The following is a 25,949-nucleotide window of genomic DNA, read 5'->3' as shown; positions in this document are numbered from 1 at the left end:
CGTTGCCCGTGGGAGAATCCATGAGGATTTGGCCTGCATAAAAAAGGGCCTGCCATCCGGTAAGCCCTTTCTCGTTCGTGCATACGACTCAATCCCCTAACGCCTGTCCCTCACGCCGGGGATCGGCGCCCCCCGTCAGCGACGCCTTGCCTTGGGCATCCTTCAGCCGAACGATCGCCTGGGTGCCGCTGGTCATGTCGATCTCGGTCACGACGTGCCCCTTGTCTTTGAGCGCCTGAATCAGCCCCGGGCTGAACTGACCGAGCTCCAGTTCAGTCGGGCCGTTGCGGCTGCCGAAGTTGGGCAGGTTGATGGCGGCTTGCGCATCCAGGTTCCAGTCGAGCAGGCCGATGGTGGATTTGGCGACGTACTCGATGATCTGCGAACCGCCGGGCGATCCGATGGTGGCGAGGAATTCACCGCTCTGGCGATCGAAGACCAGGGTCGGCGCCATGGACGAGCGGGGGCGTTTGCCGGGCTCGACGCGGTTGGCGACTTTCTGCCCGTTTTCTTCGGGGATGAACGAGAAGTCAGTCAGTTCGTTGTTGAGCAGAAAGCCCTGCACCATCAGGTGCGAGCCGAACGCCGATTCGATGGTGGTGGTCATGGACACGGCACCGCCGGCGTCATCGACGGCTACCACCTGCGACGTGGAAATGCGCAGAGGCGAGCGATCCGGCGCGTAGGCCACCTGAATGCCAGGCGGGGTACCGGGGCGGGCGGTGCCCATGCTGCGTTCGCCGATCAGGGCGGCGCGACTGGCCAGGTAGGTCGGGTCGATCAGGCCTTTGACCGGAACGGGTACGTAGTCGGAGTCGGCCACGTACTGCGCACGGTCGGCATAGGCCAGGCGCTCGGCTTCAGAGATCAGGTGCACGGCTTCAGGTGCAGGTTCGCTACCGGCAGGTGCGCTGGTTTTGACCGGTTTCAGCGCTGCAAGGGCCAGATGCCTGTCGCGAGTCTCCAGGGCCTGCAGCGCGCCGAGGATCTGCGCCAAGGCGATCCCGCCTGAAGATGGTGGTGGCATGCCACAAACCTGCCAGCGTTTGTAATCGGTGCACAGAGGTGCGCGTTCCTTCGCCTGGTAGCGGCTGAGATCGTTCAGGGAAAGACTGCCAGGGTTGGCGTGGCCCTGCACCTTGGCCACGATTTCCTCGGCGACCGGGCCGGTGTACAAGGCATCTGGACCTTCGTTGGCGATACGTTTGAGCACCGCGGCCAGCGCCGGGTTCTGCAGATTGGTGCCGACTGCCTTGGGGCTGCCATCGGCGTTCAGGAAATACGCCGCCATCTCCGGCGAACGCCGTAAGGACGAGTCTGCAGCAATTAATCGATGCAGGCGTGGGGAAATGGCAAAGCCTTGCCTGGCGAGTTTGATCGCCGGTTCAAACAATTGCGCCCAAGGCAGGCGCCCGTGTTTTCGATGGGCCAGCTCCAGGGCGCGCAAGACCCCTGGCGTGCCCACCGAGCGGCCGCCGATCTGCGCCCGGGTAAACTCCATCGGTTGCCCGTTGGCTTGCAGGAAAAGCTTCTCGGTGGCGCCAGCCGGTGCGGTTTCGCGGCCATCGTAGGTGCGCACGGACTTTCCGTCCCAGAGGACGATCAGTGCGCCGCCGCCAATGCCCGAAGATTGCGGTTCGACCAGGGTCAACACAGCCTGCATCGCAATCGCCGCATCGATGGCCGAACCACCCCGACGCAACATCTCCCGGCCAGCCTCGGCCGCCAACGGGTTGGCCGCTGCCGCCATGTATTTCTCCGCGTGGCGGGTGCGCAGGTCGGTGCGGTAACCGGAGGCGCTTTCCGGTGCGGACGGTAAAGTCGGCGCCGAAGCGTTCTGGCATGCGGCAAGCGTCAGTGCACTGGCGATCAATGCCAGGGCTGACAGGCGAAAGCGGCTCAAATGCAGGGCTGAGAACACGCGGGGCACTCCGTCCGTTGGATAAAGGATCACTGGACTGTATCGGTCGAAAGGGAGGGGTGCAAACCGGCGCAGAAGCCGTCAGAGAATTCCGGTGGCGGCGACGGGGTTTCACAAGGGTTTGGTTGCGTACCTGACAGATCTGGGATCGGGCGTTGCCGGCGGTGTAGGAGCGAGCCTGCTCGCGATGGGCTCAAGAGCGCCGCGTTTAACCAGCTAACACACGTATTCGTTAACGACCATCGCGAGCAGGCTCGCTCCTACAGTCGGCATAAACAGCAGGCATAAACAGCAGGCATAAAAAAACGGCCTACCTTTCGGTAAGCCGTTTTTAGTACTTGGTGGCTACACAGGGACTTGAACCCCGGACCCCAGCATTATGAATGCTATGCTCTAACCAACTGAGCTATGTAGCCAAGTGGCGCGCATTATTCACCGGTAACGGGGATGCGTCAAGCATAAATCTAAAATATTTCTCTGCGCTTTCAATTGTTTATCAAAATCTGCCCCTGAGCAGCGGCGAAAGCAGCGAAAGCGGCGATCGGAGAGCGGGACACTCGTTTCAACTCAAACGGAATCGCCCGGTGTTGTCGCTCAGTGCCTTGCTGCCATGACTCAAGGTATCCGCTGTCCGGTTCACCGCACGAGCCCCTTCGAGCAAGCGCACCGCGGCTTGGTCGACCTGCTGGATATTGCTGCTGACCTCGTCGGCGGTACAGGCCTGTTCTTCCACTGCCGTGGCGATTTGCGCCAGGGTATCGGTGACGCTTTGCACGGCGCTGGCAATTTCCCCAAGCCGTTCGCCCAGGCCTGTGACCGCGTGGGCATCGGACTCTGCCTGGCCGCAGGCAGCTTCCATCAGGCTGACGGCTTCGTTCACCGTACTGCGCAAGCTGTCGACCGTGCCGGCGATTTGCGCGGTCGAAGACTGGGTGCGCTGCGACAGGCTGCGTACTTCATCGGCCACTACCGCAAAGCCGCGCCCTTGTTCACCGGCACGGGCTGCCTCGATGGCGGCGTTGAGTGCCAGCAGGTTGGTCTGCTCGGCAACGCCGCGAATGGTATCGACCACCAGTTGGATCTGCTGCCCCTGCTCACTGACCCGGCCCAATGCCGCTGCCGTCTCGTTCAGGCGGTGATTGAGTTGCTGGATGCTCGCGGTGGTGCGCTGGCTGTCACGGCTGCTGTCGGTGGCAATGCGTCGGGTGTGCTGGGCGCTGTCAGAGGCCTGTTCGCAACTGTGAGCCACCCCTTGGGAGGTCGCGGCCAGTTGCGTTGCTGCTGCGGCGATCTGGCTGATCTGCAATTGCTGGGCTTCGACTTCACCCAAGGCACCACTGGAATGATGATTGAGGGTCTGTACTGCGTTGCTCAATTGCAGGGTCTCGTGATCGACCCCCTGCAGGCTGGCGCGTAGCTGCACCACGGCGACATTCAGCGCAGTGCTGATCACTGCAAGCTCATCCCGGCCCTGAACCGCTACCTGCACGCTCAGATTGCCGTCGCGCAAGGCCTCGGCAAGCACGGTGATTCCGCTGGCACTGCGGCGGATCGAAGACTGCAAGCAGGTGAACAGGTAAAGCGCGGCCAGTAGCAGGAGGCTGAACACGCTCGCGACCATCGTGAACTGGCGGATGGCCGAGTCGTGGTAGTAGTTCAGGCGTTGATCCAGCGACTCCAGTGATTGCAGGCGCAAAGCAGCGAGGTCGGCGAGCAGGGCGTCCAGACTGCGCTCGAACTCTTCCGGTCTCAGAGTGATGCTGGCGCCGAACACTCCGTCATCCAGAACCTTGAGGCCTGTGTCGAGGTGTTTGAGGCTGTCACTGTATTGTCCGGCCCAGGTTTGCAGCTCGCTGGGCAGCCGTGCTTCGAGCACGCTAGCGGTTTTAACCATCTGCTCCCGGGCATCACCGATGCGGCTGCGCAAATCACGCAGTTGCAGTCGGCTCTGCAGGGTGAATTGTCCCGATACCACCGACGCCTGACCTACTGCCGCCAGTTGGCCGACCCGTTCGATCAGATCCGGTGCGTGCTGGGTGGAGATCTGCGTCAGCAGATACGTTTCCAGCCACGGCGCCAGGGTCAGGCGATTGTCCATGGCGATCTGCTCGCGCAAGGCGTGCAGGGCGCTCATGGCCTTGGTGAAGCGATCGTAGCCGTCCGGCCACCAGCCGACGTTGCCCAGGCTTTTTGAGTCGAGGCCGTTGAGGGTGCTTTGCAGGGCTTGATAGCGGACCAGGGTTTCGCCTTCGGCGCCTTCTTTTTGCAGGGCGTTGCCCAGCTGTGAATTGGCCTGGGTGACCGCCGGCTGCACTGCATCGAACGCAGCCATGGCGGCGAGGGTGGCTGGCGTTGGTTGTCGATTGGTTTCCGTCGCGCGCCAACGGGCAGCACGGTCACGCTGGGCGGCCAGCAGATTGTCGAGCGCATCGAGGGCGAGCAACTGACGCACGCCGGCCCGTTCACCGGCGATCAGGCTCAGCTTGTCGCGATAGTCCAGACCGATCATCCACAGGCTGCCGGCCAGCGGCAGGATAAACAACAGAAACAACAGCTGAAATTTTCGAGCGAAGCCAAAACGCCCCAGTAATCTGATCCCCGGTGATAAAAAAGCCTGCATGCCCCAAGACTCCTCTGGACACCACGCACCATCTGCGTGCATCGAGGCTGTCGCGCGCTCGACCTGTGCCCTTGTAATAGGCCTCGAAAGTTCACCCGCGCCAGCTCTGTGGGCCGACTCTGTAGCGAAACTTCCCATTCTCGGTCCCCTTTGTGAGGGGCCGCGTTCAAGCAGACAAACAAGGCAAGATTCAGACCATGGCTTTGCGCCACTAGTTACCTCGAAGTGATATTCAAGTTCGTTAGCTGGCTAAGGGGATGGCGCTGCCACGGGGAAAAATGGCACATTGTCGCTCCTGCCCGTTTGCACCCATCTGTTGTACGGAAACTCTCATGGCTATCAGCAACGTCCAGACCGGTTCAGCGCCGGCCACTTCCCAAAGCAGTCCCCTGGTCATGCGCATCATCGGCGCGGTAGCGCTGGCGCACTTGATCAACGACCTGATTCAGTCGGTGCTGCCGTCGATCTACCCGATGCTCAAGGCCAACTATGGCCTGACGTTCACCCAGGTCGGCCTGATCACTCTGACCTTTCAGCTGACGGCCTCACTGCTGCAGCCGTGGGTCGGCTATCACACCGATCGCCATCCCAAGCCGTGGCTGTTACCGGCAGGTACCGTCTGCACGCTGGTCGGGATTGTAATGATGTCGATTGTCGGCAGCTTTGCCCTGATCCTGCTGGCGGCGGGCTTGATCGGAATCGGTTCTTCGACCTTTCACCCGGAAGCTTCTCGCGTGGCGCGACTGGCCTCGGGCGGGCGCTACGGGCTGGCGCAATCGACTTTCCAGGTTGGCGGCAATGCCGGCTCGGCATTCGGTCCATTGCTGGCGGCGGCGATCATCATTCCCTACGGCCAAGGCAACGTGGCCTGGTTCGGTCTGTTCGCGGTGTTTGCGCTGTTCGTGCTCTATCGCATCAGCCGCTGGTACGCCAATCACTTGAACCTGTTCAAGCTCAAGCAGGGTCAGGCGGCGACTCACGGCCTGTCCAGGGGAAGAGTGATCAGCGCGCTGGTGGTGCTCGGGCTGCTGGTGTTCTCCAAGTATTTCTACATGTCCAGCCTCACCAGTTACTTCACTTTCTACCTGATCGAGAAGTTCGACCTGTCAGTGGCCAGTTCGCAGCTTCATCTGTTCCTTTTCCTGGGTGCGGTAGCGGCGGGGACATTCTTTGGCGGACCGATCGGCGACAAGATCGGGCGCAAGGCAGTGATCTGGTTCTCGATTCTCGGCGTTGCGCCGTTCACCTTGCTGCTGCCCCATGTCGACCTGTTCTGGACCAGTATCCTCAGCGTGGTCATTGGCTTCATTCTCGCTTCGGCGTTCTCGGCGATCGTGGTGTACGCCCAGGAGCTGGTGCCGGGCAATGTCGGGATGATTGCCGGGGTGTTCTTCGGCCTGATGTTCGGCTTTGGCGGGATTGGCGCGGCGTTGCTCGGGTATCTGGCGGATATTCATGGCATCGAGTACGTGTACTACTTGTGCTCGTTCTTGCCGTTGTTGGGGATTTTGGCGATTTTCCTGCCGCGTACCAAAAAGACCTGACCCAACAAAAATCCCCCTGTGGGAGCGGGCTTGCTCGCGAAGGCGGTGTGTCAGTTGGTATAACTCTTACTGACACACCGCCTTCGCGAGCAAGCCCGCTCCCACAATGAGTTGGTGGTGTTGCGGGCAAATATTCCAGGCACAAAAAAGCCGCGTATCAAACGCGGCTTTTTCTTGAGCGATGTTTTACACGTTGAAGCGGAAGTGCATCACGTCGCCGTCTTTGACGATGTAGTCCTTGCCTTCCAGGCGCCATTTACCGGCTTCCTTGGTACCGGCTTCACCCTTGTACTGGATGAAGTCGTTGTAGGCGATCACTTCGGCGCGGATGAAGCCTTTTTCGAAGTCGGTGTGGATCACGCCAGCGGCTTGTGGTGCGGTAGCACCCACGCGGACGGTCCAGGCACGGACTTCTTCGACACCGGCAGTGAAGTAGGTCTGCAGGTGCAGCATTTCGTAACCGGCGCGGATCACGCGGTTAAGGCCAGGCTCTTCGAGGCCCAGGGCTTCGAGGAACATGTCTTTCTCTTCACCGTCGTCGAGCTCGGCGATTTCCGCTTCAATCTTGTTGCAGACCGGAACCACCATGGCGCCTTCTTCTTCGGCGATGGCGCGAACCACATCCAGGTGCGGGTTGTTCTCGAAACCGTCTTCAGCGACGTTGGCGATGTACATCACCGGCTTGGTGGTCAGCAGGTGGAAGCCCTTGATCACCGCTTTCTCGTCGGCACCCATGTTCTTCATCAGGCTGCGCGCCGGCTTGCCTTCGGTGAAGTGCGCGATCAGTTGCTCCAGCAGGCCTTTCTGGACCACTGCGTCCTTGTCGCCGCCCTTGGCGTTGCGCGCGACTTTCTGCAGTTGCTTCTCGCAGCTGTCGAGGTCGGCGAAGATCAGTTCCAGGTCGATGATCTCGATGTCGCGTTTAGGGTCGACGCTGTTGGAGACGTGAATCACGTTCTCGTCTTCGAAGCAGCGGACCACGTGGGCGATGGCATCGGTTTCACGGATGTTGGCCAGGAACTTGTTGCCCAGGCCTTCACCTTTCGATGCGCCGGCGACCAGGCCAGCGATGTCGACGAATTCCATGGTGGTCGGCAGGATGCGCTTTGGATTGACGATGGCTGCCAGGGCATCCAGACGCGGATCCGGCATCGGCACGATACCGCTGTTGGGTTCGATGGTGCAGAAGGGGAAGTTCTCGGCCGCGATCCCGGATTTGGTCAGGGCGTTGAACAGGGTGGACTTGCCGACGTTAGGCAGGCCGACGATGCCGCAATTGAATCCCATGGTGTATCCCCTCGGATTAGAGTCAGGCCTTCTGGCTGTGCAGGTTTTTCATCGCGCGGTTCCATTCACCGGCGAGGATATCCGGCAGCACGCCGAGGGCAAAGTCGATGCTGGCATCGAGTTTTTCCTGTTCGGCGCGTGGCGCACGACCCAGGACGAAGTTTGAAACCATACTGGCAACGCCCGGGTGGCCAATGCCAAGCCGCAGGCGATGAAAGGTATTCTGATTGCCCAATTGCGCAATGATGTCGCGCAACCCGTTGTGACCGCCATGGCCGCCGCCCTGTTTGAGCTTGGCGACGCCCGGAGGCAGATCGAGTTCGTCGTGCGCCACGAGGATTTCTTCAGGCTTGATGCGGAAGAACCCGGCGAGAGCCGCTACGGCTTGGCCGCTACGGTTCATATACGTGGTGGGAATCAGCAGACGAACATCCTGACCCTGATGCGAATAGCGCCCGGTCAGGCCGAAATACTTGCGGTCCGCCACAAGGTTCACACCTTGTGCGTTCGCGATGCGCTCAACAAAAAGGGCCCCTGCGTTATGCCGGGTCTGTTCGTATTCAGCGCCTGGATTACCCAGGCCAACGATCAGTTTTATGGCAGTCACGATAGGGGCCCTTCCTTGGAGTGGTGGATAACATCGCCGCAATCTGGGTGTGCGGCGAAAGTGGACGAAAGTTGCTCATTTACCATTATGTAAACTCCGCGTTCTCGCCCGCTTTCTCGCTACGTTCCAGTCCGCGATGTTACTTGATCACTCCAGCGTGCAGAGTGAATTACTCTGCAGCGCCTTCTGCAGCTTCTGGAGCAACACGTGGAGCGTGAACGTTGGCAACAGCCTTGTCGTCACCGTGAGCCAGAGCAACAAACTCAACGCCTTTAGGGGCTTTGAGGTCAGACAGGTGAATGATCGAACCGATTTCGGCGTTAGCCAGGTCGACTTCGATGAACTCAGGCAGGTCTTTCGGCAGGCAGGAAACTTCGATTTCCGAAGTAACGTGCGAGATTTCGCCGCCTTTCTTGGTCGGTGCTTCTTCGTTGATGAAGTGCACTGGAACGATAGCGGTCAGTTTCTGGCCAGCTACTACGCGTACGAAGTCAGCGTGCATCACGTGGCCTTTGGCCGGGTGACGCTGCAGGGCTTTGATTACGACGTTTTGCTTGGTGCCACCAACGTTCAGCTCGATGATGTGGCTGTAAGCCGCTTCGTTTTCGAGCAGTTTGGCAACTTCTTTGGCCAGCATGCTGATGGATTCAGGGGCTTTTTCGCCACCGTAAACTACAGCTGGAACCAGGCTTGCGAGACGACGCAGGCGGCGGCTCGCACCTTTCCCCAGGTCGGAACGCACTTCAGCATTCAGGGTAAAATCGTTCATGTTGTATCTCCAAAATAACCACATTCGCCCCAGCGTTTGCGACCAGCGCTAAAGGCGATATGGGCAAAAAAGCCCCGCCCCGACAGGAATGCCGGGGCGGGGCGCTTTTCGTCAACGAGAGGTTCGAGAAGGGCAGGGCCCTTAGCGGAACATCGCGCTGATCGATTCTTCATTGCTGATGCGGCGAACCGCCTCGGCAACTACCGGTGCGATATCCAGTTGACGGATACGCGCACAGGCTTGTGCTGCAGCGGACAGCGGGATGGTATTGGTTACCACCAGCTCGTCCAGCACGGAATTTTCGATGTTTTCGATCGCCCGACCCGACAGCACAGGGTGCGTGCAGTAGGCGAAAACCTTGGCAGCGCCATGCTCTTTCAAGGCCTTGGCCGCGTGGCACAGTGTGCCGGCGGTATCGACCATGTCATCGACAAGAATACAGGTACGCCCTTCGACATCACCGATGATATGCATCACTTCAGAGTGATTGGCTTTCTCACGGCGTTTGTCGATGATACCGAGATCCACGCCCAGGGATTTGGCAACAGCACGTGCACGCACGACGCCACCAATGTCCGGGGACACGATCATCAGGTTTTCGAAGCGCTGATCTTCAATGTCATCCACCAGAACCGGGGAGCCGTAGATGTTATCTACCGGAATATCGAAGAAACCCTGAATCTGGTCAGCATGCAGATCAACCGTGAGAACACGGTCGATGCCGACTACGGTAAGCATGTCAGCCACGACTTTCGCGCTGATAGCCACACGTGCGGAACGCGGACGGCGATCCTGACGGGCATAACCAAAGTAAGGAATAACAGCAGTAATACGAGTAGCCGAGGAGCGGCGGAAGGCATCAGCCATCACTACCAGTTCCATCAGGTTATCGTTGGTCGGAGCGCAAGTCGGCTGGATAATGAAGACGTCTTTACCGCGGACGTTTTCATTGATCTCGGCTGTAATTTCGCCGTCGGAAAACTTACCGACAGAAATGTCACCGAGAGGGATATGCAGCTGACGTACGACACGCCGAGCCAGATCGGGGTTAGCGTTCCCCGTAAAGACCATCATCTTGGACACGCGCAGTACCTAGAGGCTGAGGGTAACCTGGATGAGTATAGAAAATGGCAGGGGCGGCTGGATTCGAACCAACGCATGGCAGGATCAAAACCTGCTGCCTTACCGCTTGGCGACGCCCCTGTATCTGTTGCAACGATTACCCAGTAATCGGTTCCTTAGAGCAGACCTTGCAGCTTGCGATGCAACATCGAAATGTTGCTTCCTTTTGCTACAAACCCTGTAAGGGTCTCTGTAAGAAGGGCCGAGACTTTATCAGCTTCAGCTTTGCTTGGGAAGCCCCCAAACACACAACTTCCAGTTCCGGTGAGTTTTGCTTCGGTAAATTTACCTAACAAATTCAAAGCGTTACGTACCTCTGGATAACGCCTTGTTACCACCGGCAAGCAGTCATTTCGACTGTTTCCCTTGGGAACGGGGCGCACTTTAATGGGCGGCGAGTTACGTGTCAACAACGGATCGGAAAAAATTTCTGCCGTACTTACAGATACTTGCGGTACCAGCACCAGATACCACGGTTCTTCCGGGTCGACAGGGGTCAGTTTCTCCCCGATACCTTCGGCGAAAGCGGCGTGGCCACGCACGAAAACCGGGACGTCGGCGCCGAGGGTCAACCCCAGGGCGGCCAATCGATCCTCATCCCAACCCAGTTGCCATAGATGGTTCAGTCCGAGCAATGTCGTAGCGGCATTCGAGCTGCCGCCACCGATGCCGCCGCCCATGGGCAGGATTTTCTCGATCCAGATATCGACACCCAGCGCACACCCGGATTGTTCCTGAATTTTTTTCGCGGCCTTGACGATCAGATTGCTGTCGTGGGGGACGCCTTCGAACTCGGTGTGCAGGTGAATGACGCCGTCATCGCGCAGGGCGTAGGTGATTTCGTCGCCGTAATCGAGGAACTGAAACAGCGTCTGCAATTCGTGATAGCCGTCTTCACGGCGACCGGTGATGTGCAGCATCAAATTGAGTTTTGCCGGAGAGGGCAGAATCAGTCGATTGTCCGGCATGTCATTGCCCCAGTTTGCGCGGTTGCCAGGTCTTGATCACCAGGGTGACGTCAAGATCGGTGCCGTGCAGCTTGATCCGCTCGGGCAGCCAGTAACCATTGAGCTGAGTGTATTGGGTGTATTCCACCTTCCAGCCATCCTGTTCCAGGCCGGCCAGGCGACTGTCGGCATCCAGGGTCAGGCGACTCTTGCTGTCAGGCGCGGGAAGTCCGCGGACCCACCAGGCCAGGTTGGACACCGGCAGCTTCCAGCCCATCTGTTCTTCGAGCAGGACTTCCGGGGTCGCAGCCTCATAGCGGCCCTGGTTGGCAACTTCCAGCGAAACCTTGCCCGGGCGTCCGGTCAGTCGAGCCGCGCCACGACCCAGCGGGCCGGAAAGGCGGATGTCGTAGTAATCCTGGCGCTGCAGCCAGAACAGCGTGCCGCTGCCTGAATCCTTGGGCGCGCGAATGCCGATCTTGCCGTCGATCTGCCAGCCATCAAGGCCCGCAAGTTGGTCTTTGTGCTCGCGCCATTGGGCGGGGTTACCATGACCCTCGACCGATTCACGGGCACCGAAACCCGCGCAACCGGCGAGCAGGGCGATGAAGCTGAAAACGATAATGTGGCGCAAAAACATGATTTTAAAGAGTCTCTGATCCGGTCAGGCGTTTGATGGTGCTGCGTAGCGCAGGGCTGTCAGGCTGGTCCTTGAGGAATTTGCCCCATATTTGCCTGGCTTCGCGCTGTTTGCCGTTGGCCCACAGGACTTCACCCAGGTGAGCGGCGACTTCCTGGTCGGGGAAGCGTTCCAGGGCTTGGCGCAGCAGGCGTTCGGCTTCGTCAAGATTGCCCATGCGGTAATTCACCCAGCCAAGGCTGTCGAGTACCGCCGGGTCTTCCGGAGTGATCCGGTGTGCCTGTTCGATCAAGGCTTTCGCTTCGGCATAACGGGTCGTACGGTCAGACAGGGTATAGCCGAGGGCGTTCAACGCCATGGCATTGTCCGGGTCGCGCTTGATGATCAGGCGCAGGTCTTTTTCCATTTGTGCCAGATCATTGCGCTTTTCCGCCTGCATGGCTCGGGTGTAAAGCAGGTTCAAATCATCCGGGTATTGTTGCAGGGCTTGTTCCAGGACTTTCCAGGCCTTGTCGCCCTGGTTGTTGGCAGACAGGGTTTCGGCTTCGATCAGGTACAGCTGGATCGCGTAATCGGGCTGTTCCTCGCGCTCTGCCGCCAGCTTGCTTTGGGCTTGGGCGGTCTTGCCGTTGTTCATGAGGATATCGGCCTGGCGCAATTGCGCCGGGAGGAAATCGTTGCCTGGGCCGACCTGGTCGTACTCGATCAGTGCGCCCTGCGGGTCATTGCGTTCCTCGGCGATTCGACCGAGATTCAAATGCGCCGAGTCGACGTGGCTGTCCCGCGCGATCAAGTCTTGCAAATAGCCCTTGGCCTCGTCCCAGGCCTTGGCTTCCAGGCAGACCAGTGCCAGGGAGTAACGCAAATCGTCGTCCTCCGGATACTGCTGGACCAGGCTCGAGAACTCGACCTTGGCGTCATCCATGCGGTCCTGCTCAACCAGCATGCGCGCATAAGTCAGGCGCAGGCGCTTGTCGTCCGGATACTTCTTGATGCTTTTTTTCAGTAGCGGCAGGGCTTCGTCGCCGCGATCCAGGGATTGCAGCAGGCGTGCACGCAACAGGATCGGCGCGATTTCGTCGTCTTCGGGTGGATGGTCTTCCAGCAGGGCCAGCGCACCCTTGGGGTCACCGTCCTGTTGCATCAGCAATGCCTTGCCGAAAATCAGCTGACTGTTGTTCGGGTGGCGCAGCAACAAATTGTCGAAACTTTTCATCAATCCGTTGCGGGTGTCCTGGTCGGTGTCGGCCGCAGACAGCGCAAGGAAATCGAAGTGGGTGTCGCCCTTGCCTTGCAGGACTTTCTCCATGTAGACCATGGACTCGTCATAGCGCCCCGCACGCGCCAGTTGCACGGCTGCGGCCCGTTGCGCCTCAAGGTCATCCGGGGCGTTTTTCGCCCAGATCAGTGCAGTGTCCAGGGCGGGCTGATCGGCGCCCAGGTACTCGGCAATGCGAAATGCCCGCTCGGAGATGCCCGGGTCCTGGGTGTTGATGGCTTGGGTCACATAGTTGTCCAAAGCCAGGTCGTAACGATTGCGCTGGCCAGCCAGTTCCGCGCTTAGCAGGCTGAAGACGGTATCTGCGCTGAACGAGCTATAGACCTTGGGCTTTTCAGGGACCGGGGTGCTGTCTTCTACCGGCGCAGCACCGTCCGGCGCCACGGGTGCCAAAGCCTGGCAGCCGCTGAGGAAGACAAAAGCGAGGAGCAACGCGGAGGATCTATTCATATAAGAGGAGGACGACTAACCTGCGGTCGGATCATCATGACACAAGCTTTCGGCCAAACATAACCGCCCCGGCATTTTCCAATGTGTAGGAGCCGGCTTGCCGGCGATAGTCGTTAGAGAAGGGGTGTTTTTACGGTAAAAGCGCGGGGCCTGTCAGTTCATCGCTTGCAAGCCAGCTCCTATAGGGGGGCAGGTAAACGAGAACCGCTCGCAAACCAGGGAGTCGTCTACCGGGGCAATAGATATCGAGTAGTTGTTCTCCATGTGTCGAAGTAGGACAATTGCCGGCTTCACGTCACCATCAGCGACTTTGAATGGCCTTCCTTGCACTCGGTATTAACCACAAGACTGCTTCAGTAGACGTCCGCGAGCGCGTGGCTTTTACCCCTGAGCAGCTGGTTGAGGCCCTGCAGCAGCTCTGCCGACTCACCGACAGCCGCGAAGCTGCGATCCTCTCCACCTGCAATCGCAGTGAACTTTATATAGAACAGGATCACCTGTCGGCAGATATCGTGCTGCGCTGGTTGGCCGAATATCATAAGTTGAGCTTCGAAGAGCTGCGCGAAAGCGCCTATGTGCACGAAGATGATGCGGCAGTTCGTCACATGATGCGGGTGGCCTCCGGGCTCGATTCGCTGGTGCTGGGTGAGCCGCAGATTCTCGGCCAGATGAAGTCGGCCTATGCCGTCGCCCGCGAGGCCGGCACCATCGGGCCATTGCTCGGGCGGCTGTTCCAGGCCACCTTCAATGCGGCCAAGCAGGTGCGCACCGATACCGCCATCGGCGAAAACCCGGTGTCCGTGGCGTTTGCCGCCGTCAGCCTGGCAAAACAGATTTTCAGCGACCTGCAGCGCAGTCAGGCCCTGTTGATCGGCGCCGGTGAGACCATCACCCTGGTTGCCCGTCATCTGCATGACCTTGGCGTAAAGCGCATCGTGGTCGCCAACCGTACCCTGGAGCGCGCGAGCACCTTGGCCGAGCAGTTCGGTGCCCATGCGGTACTGCTGTCGGACATTCCGGCGGAGCTGGTGCGCAGCGACATCGTCATCAGTTCTACCGCCAGCCAGCTGCCGATTCTGGGCAAGGGCGCGGTGGAAAGTGCCTTGAAATTGCGCAAGCACAAACCGATTTTCATGGTCGATATCGCCGTACCGCGCGACATCGAGCCAGAAGTCGGCGAGCTGGACGACGTTTACCTCTATAGCGTCGACGACCTCCATGAAGTGGTCGCCGAGAATCTCAAAAGTCGTCAGGGCGCAGCCCAGGCGGCGGAAGAGATGGTCGCGGTCGGTGCCGAAGATTTCATGGTCCGCCTGCGCGAATTGGCAGCGGTGGACGTGCTCAAGGCCTATCGTCAACAGAGCGAACGCCTGCGCGACGAAGAGCTGCAAAAGGCCCAGCGCCTGCTGGCCAACGGCAGCAGCGCCGAAGAGGTGCTGGTGCAACTGGCTCGCGGCCTGACCAATAAACTGTTGCACGCACCGAGCGTGCAGTTGAAAAAGCTCTCTGCCGAAGGTCGCCTGGATGCGCTGGCGATGGCCCAGGAACTCTTTGCCCTCGGTGAGGGCCCATCGGATAGCTTTTCGGATAAAAAACCGCAATGAAAGCGTCACTGCTCAATAAGCTGGACATCCTCCAGGACCGTTTCGAGGAACTGACCGCCTTGCTTGGCGATGGCGAGGTCATTTCCGATCAGAATAAATTCCGCGCCTATTCCAAGGAATACGCGGAAGTCGAACCGATTGTGGCTGCCTATAAACAGCTGCTCAAAGTGCAGAGCGACCTCGAAGGTGCCCAGGCACTGCTCAAGGACAGCGACCCGGACATGCGCGAAATGGCCGTGGAAGAAGTCCGCGAGGCCAAGGAGCAGTTGGTCACTCTGGAAGCCGATCTGCAACGCCTGCTGCTGCCCAAGGATCCGAATGACGGGCGCAACGTGTTTCTCGAAATCCGCGCCGGTACTGGCGGTGACGAGGCGGCGATTTTCTCCGGTGACCTGTTTCGCATGTATTCGCGTTATGCCGAGCGTCGCGGCTGGCGCGTGGAAATCCTCTCGGAGAACGAGGGTGAGCACGGCGGCTATAAAGAAGTCATCGCCCGGGTTGAAGGCGATAACGTCTACGGCAAGCTGAAATTCGAGTCCGGCGCGCATCGCGTGCAACGGGTTCCGGCGACGGAGTCCCAAGGGCGCATCCATACCTCGGCCTGCACCGTGGCGGTGCTGCCCGAGCCGGATGAACAGGAAGCCATCGAGATCAATCCGGCAGACTTGCGGATCGACACTTATCGCTCCTCCGGTGCTGGCGGCCAGCACGTCAACAAGACCGATTCGGCGATCCGCATCACCCACTTGCCGTCCGGTATCGTGGTCGAGTGCCAGGAAGAGCGTTCGCAGCACAAGAACCGTGCCCGGGCGATGTCCTGGCTGTCGGCCAAACTCAACGACCAGCAGACCAGTGCCGCCGCCAACGCGATTGCCAGCGAGCGCAAGTTGCTGGTCGGTTCCGGTGACCGCTCCGAGCGTATCCGCACCTACAACTTTGCCCAGGGCCGGGTCACCGATCACCGGGTCAACCTGACGCTGTATTCCCTCGACGAAATCCTCGCCGGCGGAGTTGATGCGGTGATCGAACCGTTGCTGGCCGAGTACCAGGCCGATCAGTTGGCGGCAATAGAATGACGATCATTGCCAGCTTGTTGCGCGCTGCCGATTTGCCCGACTCGCCCACGGCGCGCCTGGATGCCGAACTGTTGTTGGCCGCGGCACTGGGCAAGTCCCGCAGTTTCCTGCACACCTGGCCCGAACGCATCGTCCCGAGCGAGGCTGCGCTGACGTTTGCCGAGTACCTGCAGCGTCGTCGTGGCGGCGAACCGGTGGCCTACATCCTCGGGCAACAAGGTTTCTGGAAGCTCGATCTGGAAGTGGCGCCACATACGCTGATCCCGCGTCCCGACACCGAACTGCTGGTGGAAGCCGCACTGGAACTGTTGCCGGCCACCCCCGCCAAAGTGCTCGACCTTGGCACCGGCAGCGGCGCGATTGCCCTGGCCCTGGCCAGCGAGCGACCGGCGTGGAAAGTCACTGCCGTGGACCGGGTGCTGGAAGCTGTCGCCCTGGCCGAGCGCAATCGCCAGCGTCTGCACCTGACCAACGCTACGGTGTTGAGCAGTCACTGGTTCAGCGCCCTGGTGGGCCAGCGTTTTCAATTGATCATCAGTAATCCGCCGTACATTGCGTCTGCCGATCCTCATCTGGTGGAAGGTGATGTGCGCTTCGAACCGGCCAGCGCCCTGGTGGCGGGCGTCGACGGGCTCGACGATTTGCGTCTGATCGTCGCCCAGGCCCCGGATCACCTTGAAACCGGAGGCTGGCTGATGCTCGAACACGGTTACGATCAAGCCGGGGCAGTGCGCGACTTGCTGCAGAGCCGCGGTTTTGAAGAGGTCCACAGCCGCACCGATCTGGGCGGTCACCAACGCATCAGTCTGGGGCGCCTGCCGTGCTGAATGATCAGGAATTGCTGCGCTACAGTCGGCAGATTCTGCTGCAACACATCGACATCGACGGTCAGTTGCGACTCAAGGAAAGCCGCGTGCTGATCGTCGGGCTGGGTGGCCTGGGCGCGCCAGTGGCGTTGTACCTGGCTGCCGCCGGAGTGGGTGAGTTGCATCTGGCGGACTTCGATAGCGTCGACCTGACCAACCTGCAGCGCCAGATCATTCACGATACCGACAGCGTCGGCATGAGCAAGGTCGATTCGGCGATCAAGCGCCTGAGCGCGATCAACCCCGAAATCGGCTTGATCGCCCATCGTGCGGCACTCGACGAAGACTCCCTGGCCGCTGTCGTGGCTGGCGTGGATCTGGTCCTCGACTGTTCCGACAATTTCTCCACCCGCGAAGCGGTCAACGCCGCTTGCGTGGCGGCACGCAAACCGCTGGTCAGTGGTGCGGCGATTCGCCTTGAAGGGCAGTTGTCGGTGTTTGACCCGCGTCGCGAGGAAAGTCCGTGCTACCACTGTTTGTATGGGCATGGCAGTGAAGCCGAATTGACCTGCAGCGAAGCAGGCGTGGTCGGGCCGCTGGTGGGGCTGGTCGGCAGCCTGCAAGCCCTGGAAGCGTTGAAGTTGCTGGCCGGTTTCGGCGAGCCGCTGGTGGGGCGCCTGTTGCTGATCGACGCACTGGGCACGCGCTTTCGAGAGCTACGGGTCAAGCGAGATCCGGGCTGCAGCGTCTGTGGGTCGAAACATGCGTGAAGCGCCGATCGGCGTGTTCGACTCCGGCGTCGGCGGGCTCTCGGTACTGGCCGAGATCCAGCGTTTACTGCCCAGCGAGACGCTGATGTACGTCGCCGATTGCGGGAATATTCCCTACGGCGAGAAAACCCCGGAATTTATCCGACAGCGTTGCAGCGTGATGGCTGACTTCTTTCGACAGCAGGGTGCCAAGGCCCTGGTGTTGGCCTGCAATACGGCAACCGTTGCCGGCGTCGCCGACTTGCGGCGCGACTATCCGCAATGGCCCATCGTCGGCATGGAGCCTGCGGTCAAGCCGGCCGCCGCCGCGACCCGTAGCGGCGTCGTCGGTGTGCTGGCCACCACCGGCACCTTGCAGAGCGCCAAGTTCGCCGCGTTGCTTGATCGTTTTGCCACCGATGTGCGGGTTATCACCCAACCCTGTCCCGGTCTGGTCGAACTGATCGAGAACGGTGACCTGCACAGCGCGGCCCTGCGTCAGTTGCTTGCCGGTTACGTCGAGCCGCTGCTGGCCGCCGGCGCTGACACCCTGATCCTGGGCTGCACTCATTATCCGTTCCTCAAACCGCTGCTCAAACAGATGATCCCCGAAGACATCAGCCTGATCGACACCGGTGCCGCTGTCGCCCGGCAGTTGCAGCGCCTGCTCAGCGAGGGCGATCTGCTCGCCGACGGACCTGCACGTCCAGCACAGTTCTGGACCAGTGCCGACCCGGCACATTTCAGAAATATCTTACCAATACTGTGGAATACGTCCGGCATTGTGCGTAGCTTCGACAGGTAGGCACATTCCGGGGGAAAGTAAAGTCGGAGTGAACTCCTGATTGAGCGCCGACTTCTATAGCTTTGATTGCTGGGCACCAAAAAACCATACGAAATCGTTCGGAAAGGGAAGTTTCTAGTGAAGCGACTATTCTGCTTGGCCGCGATTGCGGCCGCACTAATGGGGCAAAGTTTTACCGCGCAGGCGACAGGTGTTGAGTTCTCGGTTGGCCAGACCGGCGAATCAACCATGACTTACCGCCTGGGCATGCAATCGGATTGGGACCAGAGCTGGTTACAGAGTGATGTCGGTCGTTTGACCGGCTACTGGAGCGGCGCCTACACCTACTGGGATGGTGAGGAGACCTCGAGCAACCACAGCCTGTCGCTCTCCCCGGTGCTGGTTTACGAATTTGCCGGTGACAGCGTCAAACCCTATGTCGAATTCGGCGTCGGTGTGGCGTTGTTCTCCAGTACCGAAGTCGAAGGCAACGATCTGGGCAGTGCCTTTCAGTTCGAAGACCGTTTCGGTGTCGGGCTGCGCTTTGCCGGTGGTCATGAAGTGGGTGTTCGTGCAACTCACTATTCCAACGCCGGGATCACAAGTCCAAACGATGGTATAGAAAGTTACGCGTTGCACTACACCATGCCGCTGTAAGACGAGACTCGATTAAATGTGGGAGCGGGCTTGCTCGCGAAAGCGGATTAACATTCAACACTGATGTGACTGACACACCGCTTTCGTCGCAATGCCGTTGGGAGCAAGCCCGCTCCCACATTCTCGTTTAGCGATACGCCGTAGAAATCCCCTGGCGCTCCTCGATGCATTCCGGCGCCCCCATCTCGAACTCCCGGCAGATCAGCGGGCGCTTTTCGTAGATGGTGCACATCATCGTGTTGCGATCCAGGGCTGCGCACCAGCCGTCATCCAGGCGCAGCATGACTTCCCCGCCCCAGTCATCGGTATCGATGAAGCGTTCAGGCACACCCGTGTCGGTGATCAGCATGACTTCGAGCTGACAGCAGCAGGCTGCACAGGTCGAGCAGGTGATTGCCGGGTCCGCGATTTGCGTGTGGGGGATGGTATTCATGGCGCGCAGTGTAAGTCAGTCATCGGCTGCTGTGTAAAAGCACTGACGGACGCCCGTCCGGGCGTTCACGCATCGCAGCGACCTCATGGCTGCGTCACGGGGTGAAAGGTCGTCGGGATGGTTTATGGCCGGTCCATGATCGGCGGATTACTGCGCACGATGCGATTGCCGATCGCCAGTTTTACCCGTGCAGGCAAGTTGGAAAGTGGCCAGAGGGTAGCCATGAACGCTGCGGGGAAGGCAATTTCCGCCGGGCGCTCGTTGAGTTTTTCGAAGAGGTATCGCGCGGCTTTGTCCACCGTCCAGCTCAACGGCATGGAAAAGTCGCGGCTGGCGGCCAGCGGCGTTTCGACAGTGCCAGGGTTTATCACCGTAACGTCGATGCCTTCCGGGGCCAGCTCAATGCGCAGGGAGTCGAACAGGTAGGGCAAGCCGGCCTTTGAGGCGCCATGAGCTTCCGCTCCGGGCAAGGGCAGGTAGGTGACCGAACTGGCCATGCCCACCAGATGCGGTGTGGTGCCGGCCCGCAACAGGGGCAGGGCTGCTTCGGCACAAAAACTGCTGGCCAGCAGGTTGGTACGTATCAGATGCTCGACGATCGATGCGTCGAACTGCCTGGCGTCCACGTACTCGCAGGTACCCGCATTGAGGATGAGTGTGTCCAGTGAGCCCCATTGCTCTGCGATCTTCTCGCCGATTTCGCGTACGGTCTGACTGTTGGTCAGGTCCCCGGCCACCACCAGCACTTGTCCTGGAAAACGTTGCGCCAACGCATTCAGTGGCGCTTTCGAGCGGGAGCTGACAGCCAGTTGCGCGCCGGTTTTGAGAATTTCTGCGGCCAGTGCGGCGCCAACACCGCTGCTCGCTCCGGTCAGCCAGTATCGTCGTGCGGGTGTTCGACTCATTCAGATCTCCTTTTCTGCCAGGCGGCAGGGAGGGCCGCCTGGCGCAGTCGTTTTTTTGCCAACTTGGCGAACCGTTGAAGGCAACTACTCATAGTCACTGCCGACCGGATCGGCGCAGTCTTGTCGTGATGGCAGATTCCTGAAGGCGCTCAGGGCACGCTCGCGGGACGTGCTCAGATTGACGATCGGTGGCGGGTAGTCCGCGACACCAAACAAGCCACGCGCAGCAGGGTTGTGCACATCCTTTCGGTCCAGTTCAGTCAGCTGCGCAAGCCAGTGCCTGATGAACACGCCATTCGGGTCGAATTTTTCCGACTGGCTCAGCGGATTGAAAATCCGGAAGTAGGGCGCGCAATCGGTGCCGGTGGATGAGCTCCACTGCCAGCCGCCGTTGTTCGCGGCCAGGTCACCATCGATCAGGTGACGCATGAAAAAGCGCTCGCCTTCGCGCCAGTCGATCAGCAGATTCTTGCTCAGGAACATTGCCACCACCATGCGCAGGCGGTTGTGCATCCAGCCGGTTTCGTGCAGTTGGCGCATGGCGGCATCAATGATCGGCAACCCGGTGCGTCCCGACTGCCAGGCCGCGAGGTCCGCGGGGGCGTCGCGCCAGGCCAGGGCTTCGGTTTCCGGGCGGAACGCGCGGTGCCGGGAAACCCGTGGGTAGCCCACCAGGATGTGTTTGTAGAACTCGCGCCAGAGCAATTCGTTGATCCAGGTAATGGCACCGGGTTTGCCGCTCTCGAACTCGCCGTGATTGCTTTGCAGGGCGGCGTGCAGGCATTGGCGTGGCGAGATCACACCGGCGGCGAGGTAGGCCGAGAGTTGACTGGTGCCGGGTTTCGCCGGGAAGTCCCGGTCGCTCTGGTAGTGCTCGATCCTGGCATCGGTAAAGCTGTCGAGGCGTCGTTGTGCTTCAGCCTCGCCGGCCGGCCATAGGTTGCGCAAACTGTCACTGGGGGGCGCAAAGCCTTCGATATGTTCGGGGATCAGGTCGCTGACAATATTCATCGACGGTTGCGCCAGCGGCGCACGCACCAAGCCGGGCAGCGAATGGTGCAGGCGGTCGTAACACACCTTGCGGAACTGGCTGAAAACCTGGAAGTAAGTACCGGTCTTGGTCAGCACGCTGCCTGGCTTGAACAGCAACTGGTCGAGGTACGCGCGAACCGTAACGCCTTCGTTGGTCAACGCCCTGTCTACGGCAGCATCCCGCCGGCTTTCATTGACGCCGTATTCTTCGTTGAGGTGCAGCGTATCGATCTGCAACTGCCGGCACAGCTCCAACAGAACGTTCGGCGCGTCATCCCAGCGTGTGGCCTTGCGTATCAGCAGGGGAATGTTCAACGCGGCCAGCGCATGGCTCAACGCGCGCAGGTTACGCAGCCAGAAGTCCACTTTGCAGGGCGCGTCGTCATGCTCCAGCCATTGCTCCGGGCTCAATAGATACACCGCGACAACGGGGCCGCGAGCAGCCGCGGCCGAGAGGGCGGTGTTGTCATGTACGCGCAAGTCGCTGCGCAGCCAGATCAATTGCATTTTGCAGTCCGCTCGATTCATCAGATGAGCCCACACTGAATCAGCGCCCGATGTGCCGATAACGGATCTTCGGCCAGGTACAAATCAGCGATACCTGTGGTGCTTGCGGACAACTCGGCGTGGTGGATGCATACCGTTGGTCCGGCAATCATTTTTGTGCAGCCCACGCCTTTCAACAGTCGCGGCAGCTGTGCCAGGTTCATGGCCTTGCTGGAATACAGCAGGACGCCACGGGGTTGTAGATGTTCGACGGCCAGCGTTAGTTCACCGGCAGGCAGCGGCCAGTCGAAAACTTCCACCGGGCAATCGGCACTGCTGATCAACCAGGCGGCAAGCCACAAATGAGGCTCCAGTGGCAGGTCCGAATGGTTGATCAACAACAAGGGGGCGGTGCGCAACTGACGATTGTTATGGTAGATGCGCGCACCGAATTTGCTACGCAGCCAGGAATAAAAAAATACCCGCTCCATCTGCGCACCGAACTGGCCCTGCCAGCGCTGTTCCAGAACCGCCAGCAATGGCATCAGCAGTTGCTCGCACAGCGTTCGCGGCGGATACAGCGCCATCGACTGATTGACCGTGTCATCAACGACGCGCTCGTCGAGTCGGGCGACCGCTTGCACCAGTGTTTGCAGCAATATGTGCCAATCGTTGTCAACGGACTCGCTGAACGCCAGCGGCGTGTCGAGCAGCTGTTTGACCTGGCTGACCGCCACGCCGCGATTGAGCCAGGTAAGAATGTTGTGGATGCGTTCTACATGTTCGGCGCAGAACAGGCGATGTCCTTTGGGCGTGCGTTGCGGGACGATCAGACCGTACCGCCGTTCCCAGGCGCGCAAGGTCACGGCATTGACTCCGGTTTGGCGTGCCACCTCGCGAATCGGCAACCAGCCATCGTCCAGGGATTTTTTGAAGTCATCGCCAAGGTCTTCGCTGGCGCTGGTATCGACAGTGTTTTTCATTAAATGGCATTTCGCAGGCTGAGATATTCCGGATACGGTTGCAGGTAAACCTGCTGTGCAATGTACGGGTCCGGGTGTTGGCGAAAGTAATGCTTGAGCAGCGTCATCGGCACCACCAGCGGCACGATGCCCAGGCGGTATTGACTGATGACGTACTGCACTTCTTGTTTGTCCTCGGCGCTGATCGCCCGTTTCAGGTACCCGCTGATGTGTTGCAGGACATTAGTGTGGGTGCGGCGAGTGGCGCATATTTTCAAAGCAGCCATCAACTCGCTGAAGTATCGTGGGCCGATTTGTTGCGGATCGGTGTCGCCCATGCTGCCCAGCAGATTACCCAGCACTTTGTATTGCACCGGGTTGTGGGCCATCAGCAGGTACTTGTAGTGCGAATGAAAGTCTGTGAGTGCGCGCCGGGTCAGGCCTCGCCCCAGCAGTTGCTGCCAAGCGCTGTAGGCGAACACTCGGGTGATGAAGTTCTCCCGCAGCACCGGATCGTTGAGCCGGCCGTCCTCTTCCACAGGCAAGTCGGGGTGCAGGCTGCAGAAGGCCCGAGCGTAAATCCCCTGGCCGTCATCGCCCTGCGAAGTGCCATTGGTGTGGTAGACCTTGACCCGATGCAGCCCGCAGGAAGGAGATTTCTGCATGAAGATGTAGCCGCAGATGTCATTGAGTTCCGCAGCCATTTTCCGGCCATAGGCGGCCAGCGGTTGGGTCACGTCGAGAGACTGATCGACCGAGCCTCTGGCTTCGGGTTGCTCCGCGCGTCCTACCAGCCTGATCGGCTGGCGTGGAATGCCCAGGCCAATGGCGACTTCCGGGCAAACCGGGATGAAGTCGAAGCAGTCAGTGAGGGTGCGGGTGCACAGCCGGGATTCCTTGTGTCCGCCGTTATAGCGCACATCGAACCCCATCAGACAGGCGCTGATGGCGATTTTCGGTCTCGCGGGAGTGGGGAGCATCGGCGTACCTCGAATCCAAACCTGTACAGCCACGAGGATCTGTACAACATTGTTACATCTTAGATTCGAAGCTGTACAAGTCAAACTATATGTACAAGTTTTTTGGATTGATCAACGCCCCCTGTAGGAGCAGCCTTCGGTAGCTCCTACACGACCATCCGTATTCGCATACACACCCATACACCTGCGGCAACGGATCATTGCAGATGCTCATGCAACCGGCGGGCGGCTTCCTGGCCGCTGAGCCAGGCACCTTCGACTCTCCCGGACAGGCACCAGTCGCCACAGGCATACAGGCCCAGGTCGGCGTCGGCCAAAGTGCCCCATTCGTGACTGCTGGCGGGGCGGGCGTAGAGCCAGCGATGGGCGAGGCTGAAGGTAGGCGCGGGCATGGAGTCGTGCAGCAATTCGGCGAACGCACCATGCAATTGTTCGATCACTGCCTCTTTAGACAGGTCGATGTGCTGGCGGCTCCAGGCACTGTTGGCGTGCAGCACCCAGGTATCGAGGCTGTTGTCGCGTCCCGGTTTGCTGCGGTTGCGGGCCAGCCAGTCGAGTGGACTGTCCTGGACGAAGCAGCCTTCCATGGGCGTTTCCAGCGGCGTATCAAAGGCGAGGGCGATGGCCCAGGTCGGGTCCATCTTGACCCCGGCGGCGGCTCCGGCGAGTTTCGGCGCGGAGGCCAGCAGCGCCGTGGCCTGAGGGGCTGGCGTAGCGACCACGACATGACTGAACGGCCCGTGGGTGAAGCCTTCGGCGTCCTGCAGGTGCCAGTGTTCTTCGCCGCGGTAGACCTCGGTGATCCGGCAGGCGAAATGCACCTCCAGGTCGCCGAGCAGGGCGCGGGTGATCGCGCTCATGCGCGGTGTGCCAACCCAGCGTGTCTGCTCGTCCGGCGACAGATTGAGCTGGCCGCCATGGTAGGTGTACAGCTGCGGTGTCCATTCGGCTACCCAGCCGTTGACTTGCCAGCGCTGAACTTCTGTTACGAAGCGGCGATCGCGGGCAGTGAAATACTGGGTGCCCATGTCCAGCGCACCCGCATCGCTGCGTTTGCTCGACATGCGCCCGCCACTGCCGCGGCTTTTATCGAAAAGTTGAACCCTGTGCCCGAAGTCCGTCAGGGCCTGGGCGGCGGAGAGTCCGGCAATGCCGGTGCCAATGATTGCGATAGGTACAGTCATAGGGGCCTCGTTTACCTTTCTGTACAGACTACGCCGGGCTTTGAACCTGTACAATATTGTTTTTTGGTATAACTTTTAGCGTTCTCGTTCTGACAGCTTGGCCTATTGTTAACCATAGCGCCTGCTCGATACCAAAGATCCCTGCTTATAAAAATAGACTAACGGACAGGGTAAAACGCCACGCGAGGAACAAGTCATGCACATATTGCTGACCGGCGGTACTGGTCTGATAGGACGTGAGCTCTGCCGGCTGTGGTTGAGCCAGGGACATCGTCTGACCGTCTGGAGTCGCAAGCCTGAAACAGTCGCGAAAACATGCGGTGCTCAAGTGCAGGGAATTGCCCGGTTGGAGGACGTCGGGCAGGAACCGGTAGATGCCGTTATCAATCTGGCGGGTGCGCCGATTGCCGACCGGCTCTGGACGCACAAACGCAAAGCCGTGTTGTGGAGCAGCCGTATCACGCTGACCGAAACCCTGCTGGCCTGGCTTGAGACTCGAGAGCACAAGCCACAGGTGCTGATCTCCGGTTCCGCAATCGGTTGGTACGGCGATGGCGGTGAGCGCGAGTTGACCGAAGAGTCACCGCCAGTCATCGATGATTTCGCCAGTCAGCTGTGCATCGCCTGGGAGGAGACCGCCCAGCGCGCGGAAGCCTTGGGCATCCGCGTAATCCTCATCCGTACCGGGTTGGTGTTGTCGGCAGAGGGCGGCTTTTTGTCGCGGCTTACAATGCCGTTCAAACTGGGCTTGGGAGGGCCGATTGGCAGCGGCCGGCAATGGATGCCGTGGATTCACATCAAGGATCAAATCGCACTGATTGATTTTCTTCTGCACCGCAATCAGGCCAGCGGTCCATATAATGCGTGCGCGCCTGCACCGGTGCGCAACCGCGAGTTCGCCAACACGCTAGGCAGTGTGCTGCATCGTCCGGCGTTCATGCCGATGCCGTCCTTCGTGTTGAAGGTAGGCCTGGGCGAGTTGTCCTTGTTGTTGCTGGGCGGCCAGCGGGCGACCCCGATGCGTTTGTTGCAAGACGGTTTCATCTTTCAGTTCACGGATTTGCGCGCGGCGTTGGACGATCTGTCCAGCCGCCTTTGAAATAGG

Annotated in this window: 23 protein-coding genes and 2 tRNA genes; 8 read left to right on the top strand and 17 right to left on the bottom strand. The window is 59.9% G+C overall.

Going from position 1 to position 25,949, the window contains the following annotated elements:
* Positions 1-88: 88 nt before the first annotated feature.
* The 3 genes from ggt to KW839_RS14825 form a co-directional block, all read right to left on the bottom strand.
* A complete protein-coding gene (ggt, locus tag KW839_RS14835; RefSeq protein ID WP_218424722.1) occupies positions 89-1,921 on the bottom strand; it encodes a gamma-glutamyltransferase in 1,833 nt (610 codons plus the stop codon).
* Positions 1,922-2,260: 339 nt separating this feature from the next.
* A tRNA-Met gene (locus KW839_RS14830) sits at positions 2,261-2,337 on the bottom strand.
* A gap of 146 nt (positions 2,338-2,483) precedes the next feature.
* Complete coding sequence (locus tag KW839_RS14825) at positions 2,484-4,541, bottom strand: methyl-accepting chemotaxis protein (RefSeq protein ID WP_218424721.1); 2,058 nt, start codon at positions 4,539-4,541, stop codon at positions 2,484-2,486.
* Positions 4,542-4,873: 332 nt separating this feature from the next.
* Between KW839_RS14825 and KW839_RS14820 the strand changes: the two genes are divergently transcribed.
* Positions 4,874-6,085 (top strand): MFS transporter, encoded by a 1,212-nt coding sequence (locus KW839_RS14820; protein WP_218424720.1) that lies wholly within the window; start codon positions 4,874-4,876, stop codon positions 6,083-6,085.
* 186 nt (positions 6,086-6,271) lie between these two features.
* Here KW839_RS14820 and ychF read toward each other — a convergent pair whose 3' ends face one another.
* From ychF to KW839_RS14780, 8 genes are all read right to left on the bottom strand, one after another.
* On the bottom strand, positions 6,272-7,372 hold the full coding sequence (ychF, locus tag KW839_RS14815; protein ID WP_060539413.1) for a redox-regulated ATPase YchF: 1,101 nt from the start codon (positions 7,370-7,372) through the stop codon (positions 6,272-6,274).
* 22 nt (positions 7,373-7,394) lie between these two features.
* Entirely contained in the window at positions 7,395-7,979 is a 585-nt protein-coding gene (gene pth / locus KW839_RS14810; protein ID WP_046030136.1) for an aminoacyl-tRNA hydrolase, read from the bottom strand.
* Between the two features lie 169 nt (positions 7,980-8,148).
* Positions 8,149-8,748 carry a 50S ribosomal protein L25/general stress protein Ctc gene (locus KW839_RS14805; RefSeq protein ID WP_060539414.1) on the bottom strand — a complete coding sequence of 200 codons (600 nt, stop codon included), beginning with the start codon at positions 8,746-8,748 and terminating at the stop codon, positions 8,149-8,151.
* A gap of 141 nt (positions 8,749-8,889) precedes the next feature.
* Positions 8,890-9,831 (bottom strand): ribose-phosphate pyrophosphokinase, encoded by a 942-nt coding sequence (locus tag KW839_RS14800; RefSeq protein ID WP_003171603.1) that lies wholly within the window; start codon positions 9,829-9,831, stop codon positions 8,890-8,892.
* Positions 9,832-9,876: 45 nt separating this feature from the next.
* A tRNA-Gln gene (locus KW839_RS14795) sits at positions 9,877-9,951 on the bottom strand.
* Between the two features lie 35 nt (positions 9,952-9,986).
* Positions 9,987-10,838 (bottom strand): 4-(cytidine 5'-diphospho)-2-C-methyl-D-erythritol kinase, encoded by an 852-nt coding sequence (gene ispE / locus KW839_RS14790; RefSeq protein ID WP_218424719.1) that lies wholly within the window; start codon positions 10,836-10,838, stop codon positions 9,987-9,989.
* A 1-nt stretch (position 10,839) separates the two neighbouring features.
* Positions 10,840-11,457, bottom strand: a complete 618-nt coding sequence (gene lolB, locus KW839_RS14785) for a lipoprotein insertase outer membrane protein LolB (protein WP_060539416.1) — start codon at positions 11,455-11,457, stop codon at positions 10,840-10,842.
* Positions 11,458-11,461: 4 nt separating this feature from the next.
* A complete protein-coding gene (locus KW839_RS14780; RefSeq protein WP_060539417.1) occupies positions 11,462-13,186 on the bottom strand; it encodes a tetratricopeptide repeat protein in 1,725 nt (574 codons plus the stop codon).
* 314 nt (positions 13,187-13,500) lie between these two features.
* On the opposite strand from KW839_RS14780, the gene hemA reads away from it, so the two are divergent.
* From hemA to KW839_RS14750, 6 genes are all read left to right on the top strand, one after another.
* Positions 13,501-14,790, top strand: coding sequence for a glutamyl-tRNA reductase (gene hemA / locus KW839_RS14775; protein ID WP_060539420.1), 1,290 nt, complete (start codon positions 13,501-13,503; stop codon positions 14,788-14,790).
* On the top strand, positions 14,787-15,866 hold the full coding sequence (gene prfA, locus KW839_RS14770) for a peptide chain release factor 1 (protein WP_060539421.1): 1,080 nt from the start codon (positions 14,787-14,789) through the stop codon (positions 15,864-15,866). The genes hemA and prfA overlap by 4 nt, the downstream gene beginning before the upstream one ends.
* Entirely contained in the window at positions 15,863-16,693 is an 831-nt protein-coding gene (gene prmC / locus KW839_RS14765; RefSeq protein WP_060539422.1) for a peptide chain release factor N(5)-glutamine methyltransferase, read from the top strand. Before prfA ends, prmC begins: the two co-directional genes overlap by 4 nt.
* The gene (locus KW839_RS14760; RefSeq protein ID WP_060539423.1) at positions 16,687-17,442 is read left to right on the top strand and encodes a molybdopterin-synthase adenylyltransferase MoeB; all 756 of its coding nucleotides are present in this window, start codon (positions 16,687-16,689) and stop codon (positions 17,440-17,442) included. Before prmC ends, KW839_RS14760 begins: the two co-directional genes overlap by 7 nt.
* Positions 17,435-18,226: a glutamate racemase gene (gene murI / locus KW839_RS14755; protein ID WP_060539424.1), complete on the top strand. Its 792-nt coding sequence runs from the start codon at positions 17,435-17,437 to the stop codon at positions 18,224-18,226. The genes KW839_RS14760 and murI overlap by 8 nt, the downstream gene beginning before the upstream one ends.
* A gap of 117 nt (positions 18,227-18,343) precedes the next feature.
* The gene (locus tag KW839_RS14750) at positions 18,344-18,862 is read left to right on the top strand and encodes an acyloxyacyl hydrolase (protein WP_060539425.1); all 519 of its coding nucleotides are present in this window, start codon (positions 18,344-18,346) and stop codon (positions 18,860-18,862) included.
* A gap of 127 nt (positions 18,863-18,989) precedes the next feature.
* Here KW839_RS14750 and KW839_RS14745 read toward each other — a convergent pair whose 3' ends face one another.
* The 6 genes from KW839_RS14745 to KW839_RS14720 form a co-directional block, all read right to left on the bottom strand.
* Entirely contained in the window at positions 18,990-19,295 is a 306-nt protein-coding gene (locus KW839_RS14745) for a YkgJ family cysteine cluster protein (RefSeq protein ID WP_060539426.1), read from the bottom strand.
* Positions 19,296-19,417: 122 nt separating this feature from the next.
* Positions 19,418-20,200, bottom strand: coding sequence for an SDR family oxidoreductase (locus KW839_RS14740; protein ID WP_060539427.1), 783 nt, complete (start codon positions 20,198-20,200; stop codon positions 19,418-19,420).
* Positions 20,201-20,284: 84 nt separating this feature from the next.
* Positions 20,285-21,739 (bottom strand): deoxyribodipyrimidine photo-lyase, encoded by a 1,455-nt coding sequence (gene phrB, locus KW839_RS14735; RefSeq protein ID WP_218424718.1) that lies wholly within the window; start codon positions 21,737-21,739, stop codon positions 20,285-20,287.
* Positions 21,740-21,759: 20 nt separating this feature from the next.
* The gene (locus KW839_RS14730; RefSeq protein WP_218424717.1) at positions 21,760-22,701 is read right to left on the bottom strand and encodes a MerR family transcriptional regulator; all 942 of its coding nucleotides are present in this window, start codon (positions 22,699-22,701) and stop codon (positions 21,760-21,762) included.
* Positions 22,701-23,660 carry a DUF523 and DUF1722 domain-containing protein gene (locus KW839_RS14725; RefSeq protein WP_218424716.1) on the bottom strand — a complete coding sequence of 320 codons (960 nt, stop codon included), beginning with the start codon at positions 23,658-23,660 and terminating at the stop codon, positions 22,701-22,703. The genes KW839_RS14730 and KW839_RS14725 overlap by 1 nt, the downstream gene beginning before the upstream one ends.
* Positions 23,661-23,857: 197 nt before the next feature.
* Positions 23,858-24,844, bottom strand: coding sequence for an NAD(P)/FAD-dependent oxidoreductase (locus tag KW839_RS14720; RefSeq protein ID WP_060539431.1), 987 nt, complete (start codon positions 24,842-24,844; stop codon positions 23,858-23,860).
* Positions 24,845-25,040: 196 nt separating this feature from the next.
* On the opposite strand from KW839_RS14720, the gene KW839_RS14715 reads away from it, so the two are divergent.
* A complete protein-coding gene (locus tag KW839_RS14715; RefSeq protein WP_218424715.1) occupies positions 25,041-25,943 on the top strand; it encodes a TIGR01777 family oxidoreductase in 903 nt (300 codons plus the stop codon).
* Positions 25,944-25,949: the final 6 nt, after the last annotated feature.

The sequence above is a fragment of the Pseudomonas sp. PDM31 genome (assembly GCF_019218965.1).
GTDB lineage: Bacteria > Pseudomonadota > Gammaproteobacteria > Pseudomonadales > Pseudomonadaceae > Aquipseudomonas.
Note: the sequence above shows the minus strand (reverse complement) of the source record. Positions and strands in the feature narration are given on the sequence as shown.